A 24051-nucleotide genomic window follows, 5' to 3' on the forward strand; every position below is an offset into this window, starting at 1 on the left:
CAGGACCGACACTCGACAGTGGAGGGTGAGAACCGTGATCGGCCAGGAAATGGTCACCGAGTTGTACGACTGCGATGTTTTCGACGCCAGTGGCGAGAAAATCGGCTCCGTCAAACAGGTCTGGGTCGATGACCGTTCCGGCGTCCCGATCTGGGCGTCCGTCCACGGCGGACTGTTCGGTATGCGGGAGTCGTTCGTCCCGTTGCAGAGCGCGAACCTGCGTGAACACCAGGTGCGGGTCGCCGTCGACAAGGAACGCATCAGGAACTCGCCGAAGGTCGACGCGAGCAACGACCACATCAGCGACGAGGAGCAGAGCCTGCTGCTCCGCTACTACGGCTTCGGCCCCCAGCGCACCAGCTCGGAGGGCATGTCCGGCAGGACCGCCGCCGGTGAACGGGACGCCAGGGCCGGCCAGTCGGCCGCGGCGAGCACCGACGCCTCGGCCGCCAGCGCGAAATCCGCCAACGCGAAATCCGCCGGCGCCAAGTCCGACGGCGCCATGGCCGACAGCGCGAAGAACGCCTCGGGGAACGCGCGGGCGGACGCCGCCGCGTCCGGTGGGCATCACCGCCTGAACGGGGACGCGATGACCCGTTCGGAGGAGCACCTGCGCGTGCACACCGAACGCGTGGAGACCGGCAAGGTCCGCCTGGTGAAGCACGTCGTCACCGAGGAGCAGCAGGTCACCGTACCGGTGTCACACGAAGAGGTTCGGGTGGTCCGCGAACCGATCACGGCCAGTAACGCCGACAAGGCGATGAGCGGCGCCGACCTGGCCGATGCCGAGCACGAGGTGATCCTGCACGCCGAGAAGCCGGTCGTGGACAAGGAAACCGTGCCCGTCGAGCGGATCAGGCTGGACACCGAGGAGATCACCGAGAACGAGACGGTCACCGGCCAGGTCCGCAAGGAAGTCGTGGACGTGCAGGACGACCGCAAGCAGGGCCGCTAGGCCTGACCGGTGTCGAACCGGCTGACCTTGCCGTCCTCGACGGTGAACCGCCACCGGGTGCGCATGTCGCCCCAGGTCGAGTTGGTGAACGTCGCGACCAGCGAGAGGCCACCGTCCTGTTCGGACTCGACGGTCATCCTCCCGTCGGCGAAGAAGATCTCCTTGTCCACCCAGGAGTCGAGGTCACGCTCGGTGCCGTCGTCGGACATGGTGGCACCGGGCGCCAGCAGGGCGTCGAAGGCCGTGCGGTCGCCGGCGTTGATCGCCGCCACGAACGCGCGCACGGTCGGGTCGGTGGGATCCATCGGTACCTCCTGGTCGGCTGGTCGACCCCCAGCATTCCGCCCGAGGGCGCCGCCCGCACGGCGGAACCGGTCGACCGGCGCCGCGAAGGTGGGGGTGGCGCCGTAGGAGGCCCTGCGGGAGGCACGGCGCAGGGTGGCGAGCACCGCCGGCCCGATGACCAGGATCGCGACGGTGTTGGTGATCGCGCGCCCGGTGTCCCACCCGGCCGTCGAGGTGAGCAGGGTGAACACGACGAACCGGTGGAGGTTGTCCCCGACGGGAGCACCGGGCACGTAGGAGATGTGACCGTCGTGGTAGGACACCTCGGCGTCGGTGATGAACGGCCAGAACCACAGGTTCATCAGGAACCCGAACAGGTAGGCCACCACGATGCCGTAGCCGGCGAGCATCGCGATCTCGGCCTTCCCGGTGACCCTGCGCGGCAGCAGCCCCGCCCCCATCCCGATCCACGCCGAGGCCAACATCTGGAACGGCAACCACGGCCCCACCCCGGCGGTCAACAGGGCGGAGGCGAACAACGAGGTACACCCGAGCACGAACCCGAACCCGGCGCCGAACACCCGCCCGGACAGCACGAGCAGGAAGAACACCGTCTCGATCCCGGCCGTCCCCGCCCCCAGTGGCCGCAGGGCGGCGTTGACGGCCGAGAGCACCCCCACCATCGCCAACGCCTTCGAGTCCAGCCCGCCCTCGGACAGCTCGGCCAACACGATGACGATGAGCACCGGCAGGATCCCGATGAACACGAACGGCGCGTCCGGCCCGTGCTGCATCGACTGCGGCTCCACCCGGACCAGCAGGGGCCAGACGAACATCATCAACCCGGCCACCGACGCCAACCCGAGCACGACGGCCGACCGGGGCCCCAGCCGCACGGCCTGGTCGGCCCGCCCCCACCGCCGCCGCCCACCGACGGCGGTCATCGGGCGGGTTCCCGCAGGGCCGCGCGGACGTCGTCGACGGTCAGCCAGGGGGCGCCGAGGATCTTGGTCGTCTGGGGGGCGAAGGCGGGGGAACCGGCGATGATCTCGGCCGTGGGGCCGGTGGCGACGATCTCGCCCTCGGCCATGATGGCCACGTGGTCGGCGACCGTGGCCACGAACTCGACGTCGTGGGTGGCGACCACCACGGCGCGGCCCTGGGACGTGAGCGCGGTGATGATCCGCGCCAGGGTGGCCTTGGCGGTGTAGTCCAGGCCCCGTGTCGGCTCGTCCAGGAGGAGGACCCCGGGGGTGGCGGACAGTTGGACCGCCAGGACCAGCGCCAGGCGTTGGCCCTCGGACAGGTCGCGGGGGTGCGCCCGGGAGTCGATGCCGGGGGTCAGCCGGTCCAGCAGGGCACGGCAGGTTCCTGGCGACGCCTCGGACTCGGTGTCGGCGGCCCGGCACTCGTCGGCGACGGTGTCGAGGTAGAGCAGGTCGCTGGCGGTCTGCGGGACGAGTCCGACCAGGGCCCTTGCCTCGGCCGACGGGAGATCCTTCGGGTCCTTGCCGGCCACCTGGACGGTGCCGCCCTGGCGGGGACCGGAACCCTGCAACGCCCACAGCAGCGAGGACTTGCCCGAACCGTTGCGGCCCATCATCGCCAGGACCGTTCCACCGTGCAGTTCCACGTCCACCCCGCGTACGGCGACCGTCGGGCCGTAGCGGACGACGACGCCGGACGCGGTCAGCCGGGGGGACGGCGCGAGCGGCGGGCGCGGCGGGGGCTCGGCCAGCGCGGCCAGCAGGGACGGCGCGCGGCGGCGGGCGTCGCGGACGGTCATGGGTAACGGGGTCCAGCCCGCCAACCGTCCCAGGGAGACGATCGGTGGGGTGATGGGCATGTCCCGCAGTACCTCCGGGGGCGGGCCGTCCACCACGGAACCGTCGCCGGGGGTGTACAGCAGGCGGTCGGCGAACGGGATCACGCGTTCCATCCGGTGTTCGGCGAGGATCACGGTCGTGCCGAGGTCCTCGACCAGCCGGGCCAGGGTCGCCAGGACGTCCTCGGCGGCGGTCGGGTCCAGCGCGGAGGTCGGCTCGTCGAGGACCAGGACGCGCGGGTGGGTGGTGAGCACCGAGCCGATCGCCACCCGCTGCTGCTGCCCGCCGGAGAGGGCGCGCAGCGGACGGCGGCGCAACTCGGCGATCCCGAGCAGGTCCAGGGTCTCCTCGACGCGGCGGCGCATCACCTGCGCGGGCAGGCCGAGCTGCTCCATGCCGTAGGCCAGTTCCTCCTCGACGGTGTCGGTGACGAACCCGGCCAGCGGGTCCTGGCCGACCAGGCCGACGAGGTGGGCGAACTCCCTGGGCGGCCGCGACCGCGTCGTCACCCCGTCGACCGACACCTCGCCGTCGAGGTGGCCGCCGGTGAAGTGCGGGACCAGCCCGTTGAGCGTGCCCAGCAGGGTCGACTTGCCCGCCCCGGTGCGACCGGCCAGCAGCACCAGCTCACCGTCGCCGATGGACAGTGAGATGTCGTCGAGTACCGGCGACTCGCGGCCGTGGTACCAGAAGCTCACGTGGTCCAGTTCGATCATGCGGTCACCGGTTCCGGGATCGGGGACAGGACGGCCGGCACCAGGCCGACGGCCGCGCCCAGCAGCGGCGGCCAGGACAGCAACGGCCACGACAAAACGACCAGCGACGGGTTGAGGTTCGTCGGGTTGACGCCGGAGGTGGCGAAGAACGCGACGGCCACCGCCACGCCGCTGGTCGCCACCACGATCTCCGGCGCCCGCCAGCGGTCGGGCCGGTAGCGGGTCCGGTGCACCCGCCGGCCGGCGAGCCGGAACCCGACGAGCGCCACCACCAGCCCGGCGACCAGGACCGGGGCGGCGAGGAACCGGGGCGTCGAGCCGTCCAGGGTGGCGTAGACGCCGACGCACACCCCGATCAGCCCGACGATCATCAGCGCGCCGGTGGCGAGCCGGGCGCGCGCGGCGACCCGGCCGGCGCGGCCGTACCCGCGCGAGTCCATCGACGCGGCCAGCCGCAGCGACCGGTCCAGCGCGTCCTCCAGGACCGGGATGATGATCGCGTGCAGTGCCCGGAACCGCCGGCCGGTCGCGCCGCCGCGCAGCGTGCGGGCCCGCCGCACCCGCAGCACGCTCTCCGCCAGCTGCGGGAACACCGACAGCGCGACGACCACCGCCGTGCCGACCTCGTAGAGCGCCGGCGGCATCGCCTTGAGCAGCCGTTTCGGGTTGGCCAGGGCGTTCGCCGCGCCCAGGCACACGACCATCGTCGCCAGCCGAAGGCCGTCGTAGAGCCCGCCGAGCAGCGACTCGGCCGACACGTCGCCCAACAGCCGGATGCCCGCCGCCCACGCCGGCAGCGGGATCTCCGGCAGCGCCAGGATGATCGTCGAGCCCTCAGCGCCGCCGAACACGAACCGGAACAACACCCGCATGGCGACGATGAACGCGCCGAGGTACAGGTAGAGCCGGAACGCCATGGCCCACGGCGCGTCCGCCCGCCGGGCGATGACCACGTAGCACGCGACGGCGAGGATGGTGAGCAGCAGCCACGGGTTCGTGGTGCGGCTGGCCGCCACCGCCAGCCCCAGGGCCCACACCCACCACGCGCCGGGGTGCAGGTCCCGGGGCAGGAAGTACCGAGCGAGCACTACGCTTCCCGGGACCGCTTGCGGCGCCTGGCGGTCAGCCACGTCGCGAGTCCCAACAGGACGACCGCTCCCCCGGCCGCCCACGGCGCGTAGTCGCTGGCGCCGGACTGCTCGCGGACGACCTCGGTGACGTCGCGGGCCTTCTCCCCGCCGGTGAACGCCACGTTGCCCGACGGGTCGTCCGCCTCGGCCCGGTCCGGCGAGCCGGTGCGGGGTTTGGGCGGCGGCAACGCGTCCCGGCCGGGGGCGGTCGAGGTCTCGGTGGATCCACCGGATCCGCCACCGGCGCCGTTCTGGGCGCCGGCCGCCCCCGGTTGCCGGGCGTTGGGGTCGGCGGTGGTGGGTTCCGGCTCGTCGGGCGCGTCGCACGGCTGGCCGGTGGTGCCCGGTCGCACGGCGGCGATGCGGGGCGTGGGGTTGGTGTCGGCGGTGGCGTTGAGCGAGAACGACCAGCCCTCGAACCCGCCGGGCACGAAGTCCCGGTTCTTCACGCCCCACTGGGAGTACTCCCACTGGCAGTTGTTGCCGGCGTGCCAGTACGACCAGTACGCCGACGCCGGCGGGGTGTCCCGGCAGGCCTCCCGGTAGCCGTCGTCGCCGGCGACCGGGATCTCCTCCACGGCCGAGGGCCGGTTCTCGATCCGGCAGATGAAACCCTCGCCCCAGCGCACGACGCCCTCGATCTGGAAACCCGCGCCCTTCACCGCGTCCAGCCCGGTGCCGCGCGTCGGCCGCGGGTCGCACCGCACGATCGTGGTGCCGCCCAGCTGCTGGAAGTCCACCACCACGGTCACCCCGGTGGCGTTGCGGCAGTAGCCGGGGTATCCCTTCGAGTGGTCGACGGCCCGCGCGACAGGGGCGAGGGTGGCCGTCAACGCGGCCACCGCCAGCACCACGAGCGTCCTCATCGGACAGTGAGGGTCGCCGTCGGGTACGCCGGGTTGGTCGGGGTCACGCCGGGCGGCGGGTTGGTGGTCGCGGTCCGGTTCAGCGAGAACGACCAGCCCTCGAACCCGCCGGGGACGACGGTGCGGTTGAGCGCGCCGTAGCTGCTGTAGGTCCAGGTGGTGCCGGAACCGTCGGCGTGCCAGTAGGACCAGTACGCCTCGGCCGGCGGCGTCAGCACGCACGCCTCCTGGTAGGTGGGGTTGCTGGTCCGGGGGATCGCCTCGGTGGCCGAGGGCCGGTTGTTCAGCCGGCACACGAAACCCAGGCCCCACTGGGCGGTGCCGGCCACCGGGATCCCGGCGTCCTGGAGTGCCTGGATGCCGGTCCGGTCGGTGCCGGGGGCGGCGTTGGGCGAGCAGCGGGTGATCGTCGGCGCGGCCGTGCCGCCGTTGCCGTCCAGTTCCTGGAAGTCGATCACGACGGTCACGCCGGTGAGCGCGTCGTCACCCGTGCAGATCCCGTCGTAGCCGGCCGCCGAGGCGCTCGGCGGCGCGACCAGGACGGCACCGGCGGTCAGGACGAGCGCGGCCAGTGTTCTTCTCATGCGGTGGGAACCCCTTTGATTCTCGAGTGGAGACGCCGTGCGCCGAACCCGATGCCGGCGGCCAGCAGTGAACCGAGTGCGATGAGACCGATGAGCTGCCAGGTCGCCGGCCCGGACGTGCCGTCCTGGGCCGCCGGGGCCGGTTCCCGGGGGTCGGCGGCGGCGACCAGCGGCAGGCGCACGGCCGGGACGACCGGGGACCGCTCGGCGCTGGTCCAGGACCGGCCGGCGATGCCGGGGGCCGCCTGGGCACTGGTGGTGAGGTCGGCCAGTCCCCCGTCGGCGCGCAGCAGCGCGGCGAGCCCACGGGCGGTGGCGCTGACGTCGAGACCGGCGGACTGGCGTCCGGCCGCCACCCCGGCGCTCGCCACGACGTCCACCGCCCGGCCGGCACGCACCAGGCCGGTGGCGTCGGTCGCGTCGGTCAGGGCGAGCGCCGCGCGCGCCACGGCGTCCGCGCGCCCCGGCGTCCAGTCCGCCGGCGCGGCGTTGCCCGGCGGGGTGTCGCCCCGGAGGCTCACCGTCGCCGGCCGGGAACGTTTCCCGTTGAGTGCCTCGACCGCCGCGGCCGTCGCGGCCAGGTCCCCGGTCTCACAGGACCCGGTGCCCAGCCGTGCCGGGAACGTGCCGTCGGCGCACCGGCTGTCCAGCAGCGCCGCCACGGAGTCCTCTGTGGACTCCGAGCCGGCGGTCGCGGCGAGCATCGCCCAGGTGTGCCGGCGGACCGAGTCGCCGGCGTCGCCGAACTCGCCGGTGTCGGTGTACCGGCCGTCGGATCCGCGCAGCGCGGCCAGGTCCGCGTCGAGCGCGCCGACGACCGGATGGACGTCCTCGTCGAGGAACCCGGCCACGATCCGCAGCTTCGCCAGCGGCTCGGCGTAGGCCGCCGGGGCCTTCTCGTACGGGACGCCATTGGCGTAGGCGGCGACCGAGTCCTCGTGCAGCAGGAACCGGGAGGCGCGGACCGCCGCCTGGGGCTGCTCGCCCAGGGTGCGCAGGGCGAGGACGACGTCGGCGGTGGTCTCGTAGTCGGTGTAGGTGCGGCCCTGTTCGGTCACCTCGACGTGGTCGCCGTCGACCAGCGTCCCCGCGAGGTAGCGGCCCAGCCGCCCGGCCGGCGTCGCCGAACCCGGCGTCGCCGCGCTCACCGGCGGGGTCACCATGACCCGGTCACCGGGGCCGGGTGGTGGGGCGGGAGTGCCGGCCTTGCCGCTGACCGGCGGCGGCGGTGGCGGCGGGGGTTTCGGGGGCTTCTTGCCGCCGCCGGGCGGTGGTGGGCCGGTGGGAAGGTCGCCCTGGGTCAGGTCGTGGAAGCCGACCCCGGACAGGGCGAGCGAGGCCTGGGCGCTGGCCCGGATCCAGGTGTCGATGCCGACGATGCCGTTGGTGCGCGCCGCCTGGTACGAGGCGGGGTCGTAGGCGATGGCACCGACGTGGCCGGCCAGCGCCGTCCCGGCGTCGGCATCCGTGGCCTGGGCGGAGAGCAGGTAGTCGATCCCCTTGGCGACCTGGGTGTCCGCGCCGCCGGCGTCGGTGAGCGCCTGGACTATCAGGCCGGTGCTGTTGGTGTTGGGGGCCTCGGTGCCCACGCCGCCGCCCCAGCCGCCGCCGGCGGACTGGTTCGCCGTCAACCAGGCGACGGTCCGCGAGATCGGCGTGTCGAGGTTCGCCGCGCCGGCCTCCCGGGCGGCGAGCATCGCCGAGAGCGCGAGCCCGGTGGCGTCCCCGTCCGGCGAGGACTGGCCGAACGCCTTGCCCTCGTCACAGGTCGAGAGCCTGGATCCGTTGGGGGTGACGTGGTCGCCGGTCTCGTCGGTGGGGACGTAGCCGAAGAAGATCCGGAAGTAGCCCTCCGAGCACTGCTGGGTCAGCATCGTGTCGATGGCGAGCTGGTCGTTGGCCCCCACACCGGCCAGGCCGATGACGCCCAGCGCCTGGCCGAACATGTTGGCGTTGTTGCTGACGTAGTCGGCCAGGTCGGGGGTCTTGGCGTAGTCGCTGACCCTCCCCCGGTCCGGGCCGGACCGCCTGATGGTGCCCAGGGTCTCGGCGACCAGGTCGTGCCCGCCGAAGTTCCTCGGGTCCCTGCCGGCGATCTCGGCGGCCACCAGGAGTTTGGCGGTGGCCCCGCCGACGATGATGTTCTCGAAACCCTGGCCGGGAACCAGGCCGTCCCAGGTGAAGTAGTCGCTGGCGTGCCGCTCGAGGTAGGACACGACCGGTGCGGCCAGGGCGGCGTCACCCGAGGCGTGCAGCGCGTAGAGCGTGTCGACCATCAGCCCGTGGTCGGGCAGCACACCGCCGAGCGGGTTGCGCAGGGTGCCGTCCGGGCCGAGCTGGTTGGCCAGCCACTGCGAGTTGGTCTTCGCCGCCGGACGGCTCGCCGCGGTGGCGACGGGAGCGGTGGCGACGGGAGCGGTGAACAGGCCAACGGCCAACAGACTCGCCAACAGGTACCGCACGGCTGTTCATCCCCCTGTGATCCGGGGGAGAGACCGGTGCGTGCGCGCCGATGCGTCAACCCCTGTTCTCGCGACAGTGGTATGGAATGACCTGCCCGGTCCGGTAACCCGACTTGCCACCACGACGGTGACCCACGGTTGCGCGACAGTGCCGGACTTCGACCGGCTTCCCCATCACGGGCAGCGACTATCCAGTTGTCAATCTGGCCAAACGAGCCGAGCGTACCAGCGCGTCAGGTGAGCTCCGCTAACGATGTGATCCCGAACGCCTGCCGTTCAGCGGAAGGCGTCGGCGTGGTCGGTGGCCCACTGTGCGAAGGTCCGCGCGCGCCGGCCGGTGACGGCCTCGTGGTCGGGGGTGGGAACTTCGGGGTTGTCGACCAGGCCGGCCCAGGCGCGCAGCGCGCCGTCGGCGGCGTCGGGGGGCCAGCCGGTGTCCACGAGGTGGGTGCGGACGTCGGCGGCGGGGAGTTCGTGCCAGGTCACCGGGTGGCCGAGGGCCGTGCCGATGGCGGCGGCCTGTTCGCGTTGGGTCAGGACCGTGGGGCCGGTGATCTCCGGTGACGTGCCGACGAGCCGGTCGGTCAGCAGGGCGAGCGCGGCCACCTCGGCGAGGTCGGCCTCGTGCACGAGGGCCCGGCCGCCCTCGCCGTGGACCCAGCTGACCGTGGCGGACTCGCGGATCTGGCCTGCCCAGCCGAGGGTGTTGGACGCCATCCCACCGGAGCGGACGAACGTCCACTCGACACCGCTGGCGCGCACGGCCTGCTCGATGTCGGTGTGGAACTGGAGGATCGGGTCGGGGGCCGGCGTCCCGTCCTCGCTCACGCCGATGGCCGACAGGTAGACGATCCGCCGGGCGTGGGCGGCGATCAGCGTCACCACCGAACCGGTCAGCTCCCCACCGCCCAGGGGCCACAGGAGGAACACCCGGTCGACGCCGGACAGCGCGGCCGCGACGCTGTCGAGGTCGGTCAGGTCGCCGCGCACCACCTCCACCCCCGCCGGCAGACCTGCCGTCCCCGGGGTGCGGGCCATCGCCCTGAGCCGGACGGGCTCGCCGGCCAGACGGTCGACGAGCGCACGTCCGACGTTCCCGGTCGCGCCGAACACCAGTATTCGCAACGGTTCGCTGTTCACCCCACGATCCTGCGACCTCCAGCAAGGTCGAGGTCAAGCCGGCGCGCGGACGTCCAGGAAGTCGCGGTCGATGTTGACGGTGACGCCGCCGTGGGTTTCCGGGGTGTCGCCGGTGTACTGGTGGAGGCGGCGGCCGTCGGTGAACTGGTCGGCCGGGCAGTACTGGCCGGAGTCGGTGTCGGCGCGGCCGTTCCACCAGGCGAACCACAGGTGGTCGGGCATCGTGTACTGGTCGTTGGTGTAGTTGGCGCACAGGTCGGCCACGCCGGAGGCGCCGCTGGAGTACATGCCCGAGAGCCACCCGGCGGCGCGCAGGCCCTCCGCCCAGCCGGACACGAACGACAGCACCGCGTCGGTGCAGCCGTCGTAGGCCTCGATGTCCACGTAGATCGCGCTGCCGGCGCCGAAGCCCAGTGCGGTCGCCGCCTCGACGGCGGCGTTGGCCTCGTCGACGCCCTGCTGCCTGGCCGTGGCCGGGTCGGTGGAGAACACCTCGTCGTAGCGCGGGTTGCAGGGCGCTTCCAGCCCGTGGTGGATGACGATGAACTGCCAGCCGTTGGCGAACTGGGTCGCGACCCACTCCGGGGTCAGCAGGTCCTGGCCGCAGGCCCGGTTCATCCCGCTGGTGTAGATGCCGACGGCTTGGAACGGCGAGGACCGCCAGGCGTCCATCGTGGACTGGCTCTGCGCGGTGCAGGTGTCGAAGGCGTTGTCGTTCAGGGTTCCCGGCGCCACGATCGGCGCGGCGACCCTGGCCTGGCCGGTGTCGAACGAGTCCAGCCGCGCCTGCTCGGCGCCCTCGGTCAGCCGCGCGGTGTCCAGGATGTCGCGCACCTGACCCTCGGTCCGCGAGGTGTGCACGGCCGACACCAGCACCCCGGCGTCCTCGACGGCCAGGTGGAGGCGGTGGTTGACCGACGCGACGCCGCCGGCCCCGGCGGCGGTCGTGGTGCGCGCGGTGTCGGCGGTGGCCGTGGCGGCGGTTTCCCTGTCCAGTGCGGAGATCACCAGCCCGGCGGTGCGTCCGCCGGAGATGGTGGCCGGGCAGTCGAGGACGTCGCCGGGGGTGCCGAGGTAGACGGCCGGGGTGTCGAACCGGACGCAGGCGGCGGGATCGGCGTCCAGGTCCACCACCCGCCAGGAGTCGGGGACCTCGACCTGGTAGCCGTGGTAGCTCACCGCGCGGGTCCCGGGGTCGGCCAGTGCCGTGACGGTCACCGCCCCGGCCGCCGGCACGACCGCCGCGATCACCGCCACGAGCAGCCGCTTCGATCGTCGTGCCATGGAAACGCTCCTCCCTGTGGGGTGGGTCCCACCGCACCATCCCAGACACGGGGCCCAGATGTCCAGAATTCACCCGATAGAGTCATTTTCGGTAATCTTCCGACTTTCGCAGGTTGTCAGAAACGCCACGGCCACCTACGGGGGAGGCTTTGTTAGCCTCACCTAAGTTTCTTGGGAGGCGGTGGCGGGTGGTGTCCACAGCGGCCTTACCCGTGCGGCGGGCGGCGCGGGTGTGGTGGTGGCTCGGCGGGGCCGCGCTGGTCCTCGTCGCGCTGTCGGCGGTGAGCCTGCTCGTCGGGTCCAAGGCCATTCCGGTCGCGACGGTCCTCGACGCGCTGACCGCCTTCGACCCGACGAACAACGACCACCTGTTCGTCCGGGAGGAACGGCTGCCCAGGACGCTGCTCGGGCTGCTCGTGGGCATCGGACTGGGGCTGGCCGGAACCGTGATGCAGGCCGTCGCCCGCAACCCGCTGGCCGACCCCGGTGTGCTGGGGATCAACGCCGGCGCCTCGTTCCTGGTGGTCGTCGGGATCACCGTGTTCGGGGTCGGCTCACTGTCGGGCTACGTCTGGTTCGCCTTCGCCGGGGCGCTGCTGGCGACCGTGCTCGTCTACGGCGTCGGCGCGCTGGGCCGCGAGGGCGCGACGGCCGTCAAGATCGCACTGTCCGGCGCGGCGGCCAACGCGGCGTTCGTGTCGCTGACCACCACCGTGCTGCTGTCCGACACCGACGCCTTCGAACGATTCCGGCTCTGGCAGGTCGGCTCGCTGGCCGGCCGCGACGGCGAGGTCCTCGCCCAGGTGGCGCCGTTCCTGATCGCCGGGGCCGTGCTGGCGGTGGCCTCCGGGCGGCTGCTCAACACCCTGACCCTCGGTGACGACGTGGCCAGAGGGCTCGGGCAGAACGTCGCGCTCGCCCGGGTGATCGCCGGGGTGACGGTCGTCCTGCTGGCCGGCGCGGCGACCGCCGCCGCCGGGCCGATCGCGTTCGTCGGGCTGGCGGTGCCGCCGGTGGCGCGGATGGTCGCCGGCACCGACCACCGGATCGTGCTGCCGGCCGCGCTGCTGTTCGCGCCGATCCTGGTGCTGGTGGCCGACATCGTGGGCCGCGTGGTCGCCCGGCCGGGCGAGGTGCAGGTGGGGATCGTCACGGCGGTACTCGGCGCTCCGGTGTTCATCGCGCTGGTGCGGCGCCGATGACCCCGCGGGGAGTGGTCGGTGCCGTGCGCCGGCGGGCCAGGCTGGTCGCGCTGGTGCTCGCGCTCGTCGTGGCCGGGGCGTTCCTGCTGGCACTGAGCGTGGGCACGGCGTTCGTGTCGGTGCCCGACGTGCTGTCCACCCTGGCCGGTCAGGGCAGCGACGACACCAACTACATCGTGCTGGACCGGCGGCTGCCCCGGGCGCTGACCGCCGTCGGAGTCGGCATCGGGTTCGGGCTCTCCGGCGCCATCCTGCAGAGCCTGCTCGGCAACCCGCTGGCCAGCCCCGACGTGATCGGCATCAGCGCGGGCGCGGGCACCGGGGCGGTCGTCGCGATCGTGGTGTTCGGGCTGAGCGGCCCCGGGGTCGCCGGGGCGGCGCTGGCCGGGGCGCTGGGCACGGCGCTGGCGATGTACCTGCTGGCCTGGCGGGACGGGGTCACCGGCTACCGGCTGGTGCTGGTCGGCATCGGGCTGGCGGCGATCCTGCTGTCGGTCACCAGCTACCTGATGACCCGCTCCCAGGTCACCAGCGCACAGAGCGCCCTGGTCTGGCTGACCGGCAGCCTCAACAACAGCGCCTGGGCCAAGCTCACGCCGCTCGCGGTGGCGCTGGCCGTGCTGGCGCCGCTGACCGTGGCGGGGTCGCGGGCGCTGGACCTCATCGGGTTCGGCGACGACACCGCCAGCGGGCTGGGCGTCCCGGTGCGGCGCGCCCGGTTCGGGCTGCTGCTGTGCGCGGTGGCCCTGGCCGGCACGGCGACCGCGGCGGCCGGGCCGATCGCGTTCGTCGCGCTGCTCGCCGCGCCGATCGGCCGGCGGCTGGCCGGTGGCGGCGGGCCGGCGCTGCTGGCTTCGGCGCTCGTCGGCGCGGCGATCGTGGTGCTGGCCGATGTCGCCGCCCAGCACACCCCCGGCCTGCCGCAGGTCCCGGTCGGCGTGCTGACCGGGGCGATCGGCGCGCCCTACCTGCTGGTCCTGCTGGCCAGGACGAACCGAGGAGGCCACGGCGGATGACCGAGACACACACCCTGACCGCCACCGGCCTGCGGCTGGCCTACGACGGCCGCGACGTCGTGGCCGACCTCACCCTGGCCGTGCCACCCGGACGGGTCACCATGATCGTCGGGCCGAACGCGTGCGGGAAGTCGACCCTGCTGCGCGGGCTGGCCCGGCTGCTGGCCCCGGCGGCGGGCGTGGTGGAACTCGACGGGCGGGACATCCACACGCTGTCCGGGCGCGCGGTGGCCACCGTGCTCGGCATCCTGCCGCAGACCCCGACCGCGCCCGAGGGCATCACCGCCGCCGACCTCGTCGGCCGGGGCCGCTACCCGCACCAGGGCTGGTTCCGCCGGTGGACGGCCGGCGACCAGGACGCGGTCACCGAGGCGATGCGCGCGACCGACACGCTGGACCTGGCCGCCCGCCCGGTCGCGGAGCTGTCCGGCGGGCAGCGGCAGCGGGTGTGGATCGCGATGGCGCTGGCCCAGCGCACCGACCTGCTGCTGCTCGACGAGCCGACCACCTACCTCGACGTCGCCCACCAGGTCGAGGTGCTCGACCTGCTGCTCGACCTCAACCAGTCCACCGGCACCACCGTCGTGGTGGTGCTGCACGACCTGAACCTGGCCTGCCGCTACGCCGACCACCTGATCGCGATGCGCGACGGCGCGATCCTCGCGCAGGGCCCGCCGGGCGAGGTGGTGACCGCCGAGGTCATCGAGCGGGTGTTCGGGCTGGCCTGCCGCATCATCCCCGACCCGCTGTCCGCGACCCCGATGGTCGTGCCGGTTGGCCGACACCGAATGGAGCACATGTCGTGAGAAAACTGTTGGTGGCACTGGTGTTCACCGGTCTGCTCGGCACCGCCTGCGGCCAGGTCGAGGAGACCGACACCCCGGCGGACGGCCCGACGGTGCAGACCCGGTTCGGCCCGGTGACCGTGCCGGCCGAGCCGAAGCGGGTGGTCGCGGTCGGCTGGTCGGACGCGGAGACCGCGCTGGCGCTGGGCGTGGCGCCGATCGCCGCGAGCGACTGGCTGGGCTTCGGCGGCGAGGGCGTCGGCCCGTGGGCGGCGAACCGGTACGGCAAGGCGCCAGTGATCCTGGGCACCCAGGAGCTGGACTACGAGCAGATCCACGAGCTGGACCCGGACGTCATCCTCAACACCCGCTCGGACAACAACGAGGAGACCCACCGCGAGCTGTCCCGGATCGCGCCGACGGTCGCCGCGCCGCAGGACGTGATCGCCTACGGCACGACCTGGCGGCAGCAGGTGGAGCTGGTGGCGACCGCGCTGGGCAAGGAGGACGAGGGCGCGGCGCTGGTCGCGGAGGTCGAGGACAGCCTCGCGAAGGCCGCCGACGCGCACCCCGAGTTCGCCGGCAGGTCGGTCGCGGTCGGCGCGTACTTCTCCGACCAGTACGGCGCCTACGTGCGCGGCGACGCCCGGGTCGACCTGATGGAGAGCCTCGGGTTCACCCTCAAACCCCAGATCCAGGCGTTGGCCACCGAGTCGTTCTACGTCGAGCTGGCCCGCGAACAGGTCGAGCTGCTCGACGCCGACCTGACCGTGGTGTTCCCCATCGGCGCCGACGCCTCGGCGCTGCGCTCGGACCGGGTGCTCAACCAGCTGCCCTCGGCCACCGCCGGCCACCTGGTCGTGCTGGACGACCCGGCGCTGATCTCGGCGTTCTCCAGCGGCTCCGCGCTGGGCACGCTGTACGCGGTGGACAAGGCGGTTCCGCTGTTCGCCGAGGCGAGCGGCTGAGTCACCCGCGCGGCAGGGTCACGACGATGCGCAGGCCGCCGGCGGAGCGCGGGAAGATCGTCAGCGTCCCGTCGTGGACCCCGGTGATGGTCCTGACGATCGTCAGGCCGAGACCGACGCCGGCCTGGTCGTGGCGGATCCGTTCGGTGCCGCGCCGGAACGGTTCGGTGAGCGTCGAGACGAACCGCTGGCTCAGCTCCGCGCCGGTGTTCTCGACGGTCAGCTCGACCGTGTCCTGGCCGGCACCGGTCGTCACCAACACGGTGCCGCCGGCCGGCAGGTTGTGCACGATCGCGTTGTGCACCAGGTTGGTCGTGAGCTGGAGCAGCAGCGTCGGCGAGCCGAGCGCCGGGGCGAACTCGCCGGCGGTCTCCAGGGTGACCCCGCGCCCCTCGGCCAGCGGCAGCAGCGTCTCGGTCGCCTCCTCGGCCAGCAGCGACAGGTCGACCGGCTCGCGGCTGAACGAGCCCTGGTCGGCGCGGCTGAGCACCAGCAGCGCCTCGGTGAGGTCGATGGCCCTGGCGTTGACGACGTGCAGCCGGTCGACGAGTTCCGCGTGGTCCTGGGTGGGGTCGTTGCGGGCGACCTCCAGCAGGGTCTGCGAGATCGCCAGCGGGGTGCGCAGTTCGTGGGAGGCGTTGGCCGCGAATCTTCGCTGTTCGGCGACGTGCGCCTCCAGCCGGGTGAGCATGGTATCGAACGCGTCGGCCAGCTCACGGAACTCGTCCTGGTTGCCCTCGAGATTGATCCGGTGCGACAGCGACCCCTTGGCGGCCAGGCGGGTGGCCTCGGTGATGCGGCTCAGCGGCGCGAGCATCCGGTCGGCGAGCACCCAGCCGCCGAGCAGCCCGATGACCAGCAGGAACAGCAGCATCGGGCCGGCGGCCGACACGAAGGTCCGCAGCACCAGGCCCCGGTTCGGCCACATGCCGGGGCGGTCCATCCCGCCGTTGGGCAGGAAGCGCAGCAGGTAGATCCAGACCAACGCGAGCAGCACGACCCCGCCGAGCATGAGGAAACCGGCGTAGCTGAGCGTGAGCTTGACGCGGGCGCTCATCCCCGGCGGTCTAGTCACGTCCTCCCCCAGCACGTCCGGCGTCGGCCGGGGTGTCGATGCGGTACCCGACACCGGGCACGGTGGCGATCACCCACGGCTCGCCGAGACGTTTGCGCAGCGCGGAGACGGTGATCCGCACGGCGTTGGTGAACGGGTCCGCGTTCTCGTCCCAGGCCAGCGCCAGCAGGTCCTCGGCGCTGACCACCCCGCCCTCGGCGGCGACCAGGACCTCCAGTACCGCGAACTGTTTGCGGGTCAGCGCGACGTAGCGGCCGTCGCGGAAGACCTCGCGGCGGAACGGGTCCACCCGCAGCCCGGCGATCTCGCGCACCGGCGGGCGGCTGTGCGCGCGCCGCCGGTCCAGCGCGCGCAGCCGCAGCACGAGCTCCCGCAGCGCGAACGGCTTGGTCAGGTAGTCGTCGGCGCCGAGCTCGAACCCGGTGGCCTTGTCGTCGAGCCGGTCGGCGGCGGTCAGCATGAGGATCGGCATCCCGCTGCCGGAGGCGACGATGCGCCGGGCGATCTCGTCGCCGGACGGCCCGGGGATGTCCCGGTCCAGCACGGCGATGTGATATGTGTTCACGCTCAGTAGTTCCAGGGCGGTGTCCCCGTCCCCGGCGATGTCCGCGGCGATCGCCTCCAGGCGCAGCCCGTCGCGGATCGCCTCCGCCATGTAGGGCTCGTCCTCGACGATCAGCACCCTCATGTCCGCATGCTACGAGCCGGCGCCTATCGCCGGCATATCGGAAACCGCGTACGCGCCGGCAACACGCCACCCCCTTGACTCCCCGCATGATCACCAGCGACGGCGCGGTCCCGGCCGGCACGACGGTCTTCGCCGACCACGTCCCGGGAGTCGCCAACCTCGCCCCGGCCCTGCTCGACGCCCTGCGCCGGGCCGCCACGGACGCCGCCAACGACGGCATCGTGTTCCACGTCACCAGCGGCTGGCGGACCCCGGAGTACCAGGACCGGTTGCTCCGCGAGGCGGTCGCCCGCCACGGGTCGGAGGAGGCGGCGGCCCGCTGGGTGGCGCCGGCCAAGACCTCGGCGCACGTGTCGGGCGACGCGGTCGACCTCGGCCCGGCTGAGGCGACGGCGTGGCTGTCCGCGCACGGCGCCGGCTACGGGCTGTACCAGATCTACCGCAACGAGCCGTGGCACTACGAGCTGCGCTCCGAGGCGGTCGGCATGTACGCCGACCCGTCGCACGACCCGAGACTGTGGCCGTGACGGCCGCCCTGGGAACGGCCCTGGATCCGCCGACGCTGCGCACGCTGCCCGACGCGGTGGCGGCCAACGTGGCGACCGCCCTGGCCAGGACCCGCTCGCGGATGATGGCGGTGGTCAAGGCCGACGGCTACGGCCACGGTGCTCTCGCCGTGGCCAGGGCGGCGGTCGCGGCCGGGGTGGACTGGCTCGGCACGACCGAGGTCGCGCAGGCGCTCGCGCTGCGAGCGGCCGGGCTGACCGTGCCGATCCTGACCTGGCTCAACCCGTCCGGTGTGGACGCGCAGGCCGCGGCGGCCGGGCAGATCGACGTCGCCGTCGGGTCGGTGGACGCGCTGGAGGCGTTGGGCGGCGCCCCGGTCCGGGTGCACCTGCACCTGGACACCGGGATGGCCAGGGAGGGCTGCCCCGTCGGCGAATGGGACACGCTGGTGGAAGCGGCGCGGCGCGGCGGCGTCCGGGTCGTGGGCCTGATGGGACACCTGCCGCTGGCCGACCGGGCCGACCCGGCGGCGAACGCCCCGGCCGTGGCGCGGCTGCGCGCGGCCGGGCGGGCGCTGGTGCGGGCCGGGTTCGCCGCGCCGCTCACCCACCTGGCCGCGACCTCGGCGACGCTGACCGACCCGTCGACGCACTTCGACCTGGTGCGGGTGGGCGCCGGGCTGGTCGGGATCGACCCGTCCGGGACGGTCGGGCTGCGCGGCGCGGCGAGCCTGACCGCGCCGGTCACGCACAGCACGACCGTCGGCGCGGGGACACCCGTCGGCTACGGCGGCACCCAGGTCACCGCCCGGCGGACGAACCTGGCCGTCGTGCCGCTCGGCTACGCCGACGGGATCCCCCGGGAGCTCTCGCCGGAGGCGGCCGTGGCGATCCACGGGCGGCGCCACCGGGTGGTGGGCCGGGTCTCGATGGACCAGCTCGTCGTCGACACCGGCGACCGGCGGGTCTCCCCCGGCACGACCGCCACCGTGTTCGGCCCCGGCGGCGGGGAGACGCCGACCATCCACGACTGGGCCCGCTGGGCCGGCACCATCCCGCACACCATCGTCACCGGCATCGGGCCACGAGTGAGAAGGACGATCGCATGAACGAGCACGTCGTGGTGATCGGCGGCGGCCAGAACGCCGAACACGCCGTCTCCCTGGGGAGCGCCTCGGGCATCGCGGAGGCGTTGCGCGCCGGCGGGTTCACCGTCAGCGCGCTGACCATCGGCCGCGACGGGGTCTGGGCCGACGACCACGCACCGCTGGGCGGGACCGCCGCCGCGTCGCTGGCCGCCGCGCTGGCCGTGGTCGGCCGGGCCGACGTGGTGTTCCCGGCGGTGCACGGCCCCGGCGGCGAGGACGGTGCGCTGGCCGCGCTGTGCGCGCTCGCCGGCCTCCCGGTCGCCGGCTCGGGTCTGCGCGCGGGGGCGCTCGCGATGGACAAGTGGGCGACCAAACTCGTCGCCGAGGCGGTCGGGATCCGCACCGCGCCGGGACGTCTGGTGCACCGCGACGAGCTGGACGACGTCGAGTTCGAGAGCGAGGTCGTGGTGAAACCGGTGGCCGCCGGCTCCAGCTACGGGGTCACCCTGGCCACGAACCCGGCGCAGCTGCGCGCGGCCTTGCGCACCGCCGCCGGCTACGACGACCGGATCCTCGTCGAGAAGGTCATCCACGGCCGGGAGATCGACGTCGCGGTGCTGAGCGAGCCCGACGGCACCCGGTGGGCCCCGCCGCCGCTGGAGATCCACGCCACCGGCGTGTTCGACACGGCCACGAAGTACGACGGCAGCGCCCGGTTCACCGTGCCGGCCGAGCTGGACGGGCCGGCCCGCGAGGACCTCACCGGCGCCGCGCTGCTGATGTTCGACCGGCTCGGGTGCGCCGGGGTCGCCCGCCTGGACTTCTTCCTCACCGCCGACGGCCCGGTGCTCAACGAGGTCAACACGATGCCGGGGATGACCGCCGAGTCCCAGGTTCCGCGCATGTTCGCCGCCGCCGGGGTGTCCTATGTGGACCTCGTGAGCAGGATGGTGCGCGCCGCGGCCGTCCCCCTGCCGGTCTGACCGGCGGGGGCGGTCGCCCAGCCGGCTTCGGGTGGTGCGCCGTCACGGTGAACCGGCCGTCGCGCTGGTGGCCGACCGAGGCCCGCTGGTGTTCCTTTGGCAACTGGCATCCCCGGTTGGCCCTGCCGGAGTGCGCGAACGGTGACCTAGCGTGCCTGGCATGGTGGGTCGAGGCTGGCTGCTGGCGGGCTTGGTCGGGGTCGTGTCGGGTCTGGTGGTGGTCCCCGCGCGGGCGGAACCACCGGCGGCGTTCGTGGTCGAGAACGGTGTGACCCAACCGGTCCACTCCCTGGCCGACGCCGTCCGCGAGTCCGTGTGGGTGGACATCGGTCTGGACCTGGACACCAACGGCGTCGGTGACCGGGTGGCGGTCGACATCATCCGCCCGGACACGACCGAGCGGGTGCCGGTGATCATCGACGCCAGCCCGTACTACGCGACGTCGGGGCGGGGCAACGAAAGCGAACGCAAGTCCTATGACTCGGCCGGCCTACCGCTGAAGTTCCCGCTGTACTACGACAACTACTTCGTCCCCCGGGGCTACGCCGTCGCGCTGGTGGACTTCAGCGGCACCAGCCGGTCGACCGGGTGCCTGGACACCGGCGGACGCTCGGAAGTGGCGTCCGGCAAGGCGGTCATCGACTGGCTCAACAACCGGGCCACCGCCTACACCGCGCCCTCGGGTGGCACGTCCGTGCCGGCGACGTGGTCCACCGGCGCCGCCGCGATGATCGGCAAGTCCTGGGACGGCAGCGTCACCCAGGGCGTGGCGGCGACGGGTGTGGAGGGTCTGCGCACCATCGTCCCCATCGCCGCCATCAGCTCCTGGTACGACTGGTTCCGTGCCGACGGTGTGTCGTTCCGGGGTTTCGGCACCCCCACCAGCCTCGCGTCGGGCTTCGAGAACACGAACGCCAGGGCACGATGTGCGGCGGTCCGCCAGGACATGACCACCGGCGCCCCCGGCAACGGCGACTACACCCCGATGTGGCAACAACGTGACTACGTGCGGAATGCCGCCAACGTCCGAGCCGCGGTGTTCTCGGTCAACGGCCGGGCCGACCTGAACGTCAAACCGGTCAACTGGGGCCAGTGGCTGGCGGCCGTGCCGGCGTCGGTCCCCCGTAAACTGTGGCTGTCCCAGACGGGTCACATCGACCCCTTCGACTTCCGCCGCGCCGAATGGGTGGCGACCCTGCACCGCTGGTTCGACCGTTGGCTGCTGGACGTCCAGAACGGCATCGACACCGAGCCCCAGGTGTCGGTGGAACGCGGCGTCAACCAGTGGACCGACACCGCGACCTGGCCTCCTTCGGGTACCACCGCGCGAACCATGCACCCGGTGTCCGGCCCGGTGGCGGGGGTGGGCGCCCTGTCCGTCACACCCGGCTCCCCCGCGACGTCGTCGTTCACCGACAACGGTTCCGGAACCCCCACGTCCTACATCTCTTCCCCCACGGTCACGTCCGCGAGGAGGGTCGTCTACAGCACCGCCCCCCTCACCGCTGACCTCCGGGTCGCCGGGATCTCCCGGCTGACGGTCGCCGCGACCCCGTCCACGTCCACCGCCCACCTGTCGGCGTACCTGGTCGACTACGGCCCGGCCACCGCCAGAAGCGCCACGGGTGAAGGAATCCGCACGCTGTCCACGGAGTCCTGTTGGGGCGAGTCCCGCCCGGGCGACGACGCCTGTTACCGGGACACCGAACCCACCACGGCGACCGTCGATGCCCAGATCATCGCCAGGGGCTGGGCGGACCTGGCCAACCACGCCTCCCTCACGACTCCCCGCCCGCTGACCCCCGGCACGAAGTACACCATGACGTTCCGTCTGTCCACAACGGACTGGACAGTCCCGGCGGGACACCGCCTGGCCCTGGTCATCGCCGGCAACGACAGCAGCATGACCACCACCCCCGGCCAACTTCCGCGCGTGACGGTCAACCTGGCGGAAACAACGATCCAGATCCCCCTCCAGGGCACGCCGCCGCGAGCCACGGCGACAACCGCCGACCGGTCCCCCACGCGAATCCGGCCAGACATCACGCCCGGCCGCCTCGACAACTGAACCACCACAGGCGACAGGCGCGAACCTGAGCCACTGACCCCGAACCCCTGACCACACAGGACACGAGAGGTGGCCAGCCACACACCCACCATCATCACCACATGAGGTAGGGTGGCCACCGGTAGCGAAGGGGAGTAGCCCCCAACGTCCCGATCGACACACTGACCCCCGCGGGGGTCCGGTCGGGCGGCCTCTTCCGAGGCGGGCGAGACCTTCGATCCAGGCATAGTCATATGCCGGATCGAGGTCGCGCACGTCACGGCCCTGGTCCGGTCCACACAGACCAGGAGCACATCCCCGTGGACGCCGTCCTCGTCAGCACTCTCGTTTCCTTCTGGGTCATCTTCGTCGCCGAGCTCGGCGACAAGTCCCAGTTGATGGCCCTGACCTTCGCCACCCGTTACCGGGTGTGGCCGGTTCTGATCGGTATCACCGTCGCCACCGCGGTCGTGCATCTGGCGTCGGTGGCGTTGGGCGCGGGGCTCGGCGCCGCGCTGCCGACCGGGTGGATCAACCTGGCCGCCGCGCTGGCGTTCGTCGCGTTCGGGTTGTGGACGTTGCGCGGTGACGTGCTCACCGACGAGGAGAAGGCCAAGGCGCAACGCCAGGTCAAGTCGGTCGTGATCGCCGTGGGGACGGCGTTCTTCCTGGCCGAGCTGGGTGACAAGACGATGCTCGCCACCATCACGCTGGCCACCGACCACGGCTGGTTCGGCACCTGGATCGGGTCGACGCTCGGCATGGTCGCCGCCGACGCGCTGGCGATCATCATCGGACGCTGGCTGGGGCGGTCGCTGCCGGAGCGGGCCATCCGGATCGGTGCCTCGGTGTTGTTCTTCGCGTTCGCCGTGTGGCTGGGGATCGACGCGATCGCCGAACTCACCGCCTAGAACTCGCGGGTTCCCATTTCGATTAGGCCAGGCTAACCTTCTATCTGGTGGTCGATGATCACGCGCGGTGCGCGGTCGGCCACGGAGGGATCCAGCTCGACTCGTCGCCCCGTGCCCGTCCCGACCAGGGCCCCGGGGTTGTTCGTCGCGCCCGCGACACGGCGCAGGAAGGACAACGGTGCACGAGTACCACGAACGCCGCCTCGTCGGAGAGTTCGACGCCGCCGCTCTCGCCGCCCGGCTGGCCGGATCCGGGTTGTTCGCCGAGTACGTCGTCTACGAGCGCGGCGGCACCTGGTGGTTCGCCGGCGACGCGCTGGCCGAGGTCGTCGCCGACCACCGGTCGGCGCGGCTGCGCCAGGGCGGGCGGGAACGGGCCGTTCCGTTGGGACAGCGGCCGATCGAGCGGGTCGGGGAGCTGCTCGGCGAGGTCGAACCGTCCGACTGGCGTGCGTTCGGCTGGACCGGGTTCTCCTTCGGCCGCCCCGGAACCGAAGGTGTCCAGCTGCGTCTGCTGGTGCCCCGCACCGAGATCCGGCTCAACGCCACCGAGATCGTCGTGCGCACGCTCGATCCCCGGCGGCACGCGGAGATCGAGCACATGGTCGCCGCGCCGGACAACGCCCCGCCGCGTCAGGCGCGGCCACTGGACGTGGACACCGACCGGGACCGCTTCCAGGCCACGGTCGCCGAGGTCGTGGCAGCGATCCGCCGCGGCGTGGTGCGCAAGGTCATCCTGTCCCGCGTGGTCGACGTGCCGTTCGACGTCGACATGCCCGCCACCTACCTGGTGGGGCGCCGGCACAACACGCCCGCCCGGTCGTTCCTGCTCGACCTCGGCGGCTGGCAGGTCGCCGGGTTCAGCCCGGAGACCGTCGCGGAGGTCTCGCCGGACGGTTCGGTGAGCACCCAGGCGCTCGCCGGCACCCGCGCCCTCCACGACGACGAGATCACCGACGCGTCCCTGCGCCGCGAGCTGGAGTCCGACCCGAAGGAGGTCTACGAGCACGCCGCGTCGGTCAAGCTCGCGTGCGACGAACTGGCGAGCGTGTGCGCGGCCGGGTCGGTCGCCGTCACCGACTTCATGACCGTCCGCCACCGGGGCAGCGTGCAGCACCTCGGCTCGCGGGTGGGTGGGCGGCTGGCCGGCGACCGCCGGGGGCCGGTGGCCGCGTTCGGTGCGCTCCAGGCGTTGTTCCCGGCGGTGACCGCGTCCGGCATCCCGAAGGCGGCGGCGTTCGACCAGATCGACCGGCTGGAGGACCGGCCGCGCGGGCTGTACGCGGGCGCGGTGCTGATGGCCGGCGCCGACGGTGACCTGGACGCGGCGCTGGTGCTGCGGGCGCTGTTCCGCAGCGGCGGCCGGACGTGGCTGCGCGCGGGCGCGGGCATCGTCGCCGACTCCCGGCCCGCCCGGGAGTACGAGGAAACCTGCGAGAAGTTACGCAGCGTCGCCCCGCACCTCGTGTCCGCCCACGACCGTGACCACGACCGTGACCACGACCTGGTCGGCACGACCGGCTGAGCGGAGAGG

At 72.9% G+C, this 24051-nt stretch carries 20 protein-coding genes, 1 pseudogene and 1 riboswitch; of the genes and pseudogenes, 11 read left to right on the forward strand and 10 right to left on the reverse strand.

Annotated features, from left to right (window positions below; genetic code table 11):
• Positions 1-34 precede the first annotated feature (34 nt).
• A complete protein-coding gene (locus BLA60_RS18595) occupies positions 35-955 on the forward strand; it encodes a DUF2382 domain-containing protein (protein WP_075134176.1) in 921 nt (306 codons plus the stop codon).
• Positions 956-1344: 389 nt separating this feature from the next.
• Here the strand turns inward: BLA60_RS18595 and BLA60_RS18600 are convergent.
• The 8 genes and pseudogenes from BLA60_RS18600 to BLA60_RS18635 all read right to left on the reverse strand — a co-directional run.
• Positions 1345-2184, reverse strand: a pseudogene (locus tag BLA60_RS18600) (ECF transporter S component family protein); the annotation flags it as partial.
• Positions 2181-3782: an ABC transporter ATP-binding protein gene (locus tag BLA60_RS18605; RefSeq protein WP_075134177.1), complete on the reverse strand. Its 1602-nt coding sequence runs from the start codon at positions 3780-3782 to the stop codon at positions 2181-2183. The gene BLA60_RS18605 and the pseudogene BLA60_RS18600, both read right to left, overlap by 4 nt.
• A complete protein-coding gene (locus BLA60_RS18610; protein WP_211288771.1) occupies positions 3779-4870 on the reverse strand; it encodes an energy-coupling factor transporter transmembrane component T in 1092 nt (363 codons plus the stop codon). Before BLA60_RS18610 ends, BLA60_RS18605 begins: the two co-directional genes overlap by 4 nt.
• Positions 4870-5778: an ABC transporter substrate-binding protein gene (locus BLA60_RS18615; protein WP_075134179.1), complete on the reverse strand. Its 909-nt coding sequence runs from the start codon at positions 5776-5778 to the stop codon at positions 4870-4872. The genes BLA60_RS18610 and BLA60_RS18615 overlap by 1 nt, the downstream gene beginning before the upstream one ends.
• Positions 5775-6362 carry a flagellar hook-length control protein FliK gene (locus BLA60_RS18620; protein ID WP_075134180.1) on the reverse strand — a complete coding sequence of 196 codons (588 nt, stop codon included), beginning with the start codon at positions 6360-6362 and terminating at the stop codon, positions 5775-5777. The genes BLA60_RS18615 and BLA60_RS18620 overlap by 4 nt, the downstream gene beginning before the upstream one ends.
• The gene (locus BLA60_RS18625; protein ID WP_075134181.1) at positions 6359-8824 is read right to left on the reverse strand and encodes a hypothetical protein; all 2466 of its coding nucleotides are present in this window, start codon (positions 8822-8824) and stop codon (positions 6359-6361) included. The genes BLA60_RS18620 and BLA60_RS18625 overlap by 4 nt, the downstream gene beginning before the upstream one ends.
• An 81-nt stretch (positions 8825-8905) precedes the next feature.
• Positions 8906-9054, reverse strand: a riboswitch (cobalamin riboswitch).
• 46 nt (positions 9055-9100) lie between these two features.
• The gene (locus BLA60_RS18630) at positions 9101-9964 is read right to left on the reverse strand and encodes an SDR family oxidoreductase (RefSeq protein ID WP_084735068.1); all 864 of its coding nucleotides are present in this window, start codon (positions 9962-9964) and stop codon (positions 9101-9103) included.
• A gap of 33 nt (positions 9965-9997) precedes the next feature.
• Entirely contained in the window at positions 9998-11248 is a 1251-nt protein-coding gene (locus BLA60_RS18635) for a DUF1906 domain-containing protein (protein ID WP_075134182.1), read from the reverse strand.
• 191 nt (positions 11249-11439) lie between these two features.
• Between BLA60_RS18635 and BLA60_RS18640 the strand changes: the two genes are divergently transcribed.
• From BLA60_RS18640 to BLA60_RS18655, 4 genes are read left to right on the forward strand one after another with little or no spacing between them, the layout of a single operon-like run.
• Positions 11440-12450, forward strand: a complete 1011-nt coding sequence (locus BLA60_RS18640) for a FecCD family ABC transporter permease (protein WP_245812043.1) — start codon at positions 11440-11442, stop codon at positions 12448-12450.
• Positions 12447-13466 carry a FecCD family ABC transporter permease gene (locus tag BLA60_RS18645; protein WP_075134184.1) on the forward strand — a complete coding sequence of 340 codons (1020 nt, stop codon included), beginning with the start codon at positions 12447-12449 and terminating at the stop codon, positions 13464-13466. Before BLA60_RS18640 ends, BLA60_RS18645 begins: the two co-directional genes overlap by 4 nt.
• A complete protein-coding gene (locus BLA60_RS18650) occupies positions 13463-14272 on the forward strand; it encodes an ABC transporter ATP-binding protein (RefSeq protein WP_075134185.1) in 810 nt (269 codons plus the stop codon). The genes BLA60_RS18645 and BLA60_RS18650 overlap by 4 nt, the downstream gene beginning before the upstream one ends.
• Positions 14269-15219: an iron-siderophore ABC transporter substrate-binding protein gene (locus BLA60_RS18655; protein ID WP_075134186.1), complete on the forward strand. Its 951-nt coding sequence runs from the start codon at positions 14269-14271 to the stop codon at positions 15217-15219. The genes BLA60_RS18650 and BLA60_RS18655 overlap by 4 nt, the downstream gene beginning before the upstream one ends.
• A gap of 1 nt (position 15220) precedes the next feature.
• Here the strand turns inward: BLA60_RS18655 and BLA60_RS18660 are convergent, their stop codons facing one another.
• Together BLA60_RS18660 and BLA60_RS18665 are read right to left on the reverse strand one after the other, a co-directional pair.
• The gene (locus BLA60_RS18660; RefSeq protein WP_075134187.1) at positions 15221-16276 is read right to left on the reverse strand and encodes a sensor histidine kinase; all 1056 of its coding nucleotides are present in this window, start codon (positions 16274-16276) and stop codon (positions 15221-15223) included.
• A 10-nt stretch (positions 16277-16286) separates the two neighbouring features.
• Complete coding sequence (locus tag BLA60_RS18665; protein WP_075134188.1) at positions 16287-16982, reverse strand: response regulator transcription factor; 696 nt, start codon at positions 16980-16982, stop codon at positions 16287-16289.
• An 86-nt stretch (positions 16983-17068) separates the two neighbouring features.
• Here BLA60_RS18665 and BLA60_RS18670 point away from each other — a divergent pair, with 86 nt between their 5' ends.
• The 6 genes from BLA60_RS18670 (at position 17069) to BLA60_RS18695 (ending at position 24042) form a co-directional block, all read left to right on the forward strand.
• Positions 17069-17509, forward strand: coding sequence for a M15 family metallopeptidase (locus BLA60_RS18670; RefSeq protein ID WP_075134189.1), 441 nt, complete (start codon positions 17069-17071; stop codon positions 17507-17509).
• Complete coding sequence (gene alr, locus BLA60_RS18675; protein ID WP_084735088.1) at positions 17506-18597, forward strand: alanine racemase; 1092 nt, start codon at positions 17506-17508, stop codon at positions 18595-18597. The genes BLA60_RS18670 and alr overlap by 4 nt, the downstream gene beginning before the upstream one ends.
• Positions 18594-19559, forward strand: coding sequence for a D-alanine--D-alanine ligase family protein (locus tag BLA60_RS18680; RefSeq protein ID WP_075134191.1), 966 nt, complete (start codon positions 18594-18596; stop codon positions 19557-19559). Before alr ends, BLA60_RS18680 begins: the two co-directional genes overlap by 4 nt.
• Before the next feature lie 160 nt (positions 19560-19719).
• A complete protein-coding gene (locus BLA60_RS18685) occupies positions 19720-21627 on the forward strand; it encodes a Xaa-Pro dipeptidyl-peptidase (protein WP_154814443.1) in 1908 nt (635 codons plus the stop codon).
• A 299-nt stretch (positions 21628-21926) separates the two neighbouring features.
• A complete protein-coding gene (locus BLA60_RS18690) occupies positions 21927-22517 on the forward strand; it encodes a TMEM165/GDT1 family protein (protein ID WP_075134192.1) in 591 nt (196 codons plus the stop codon).
• A gap of 178 nt (positions 22518-22695) precedes the next feature.
• Positions 22696-24042, forward strand: coding sequence for a salicylate synthase (locus tag BLA60_RS18695; protein WP_075134193.1), 1347 nt, complete (start codon positions 22696-22698; stop codon positions 24040-24042).
• Positions 24043-24051 lie beyond the last annotated feature (9 nt).

Source organism: Actinophytocola xinjiangensis, from assembly GCF_001921215.1.
Lineage (GTDB): Bacteria > Actinomycetota > Actinomycetes > Mycobacteriales > Pseudonocardiaceae > Actinophytocola > Actinophytocola xinjiangensis.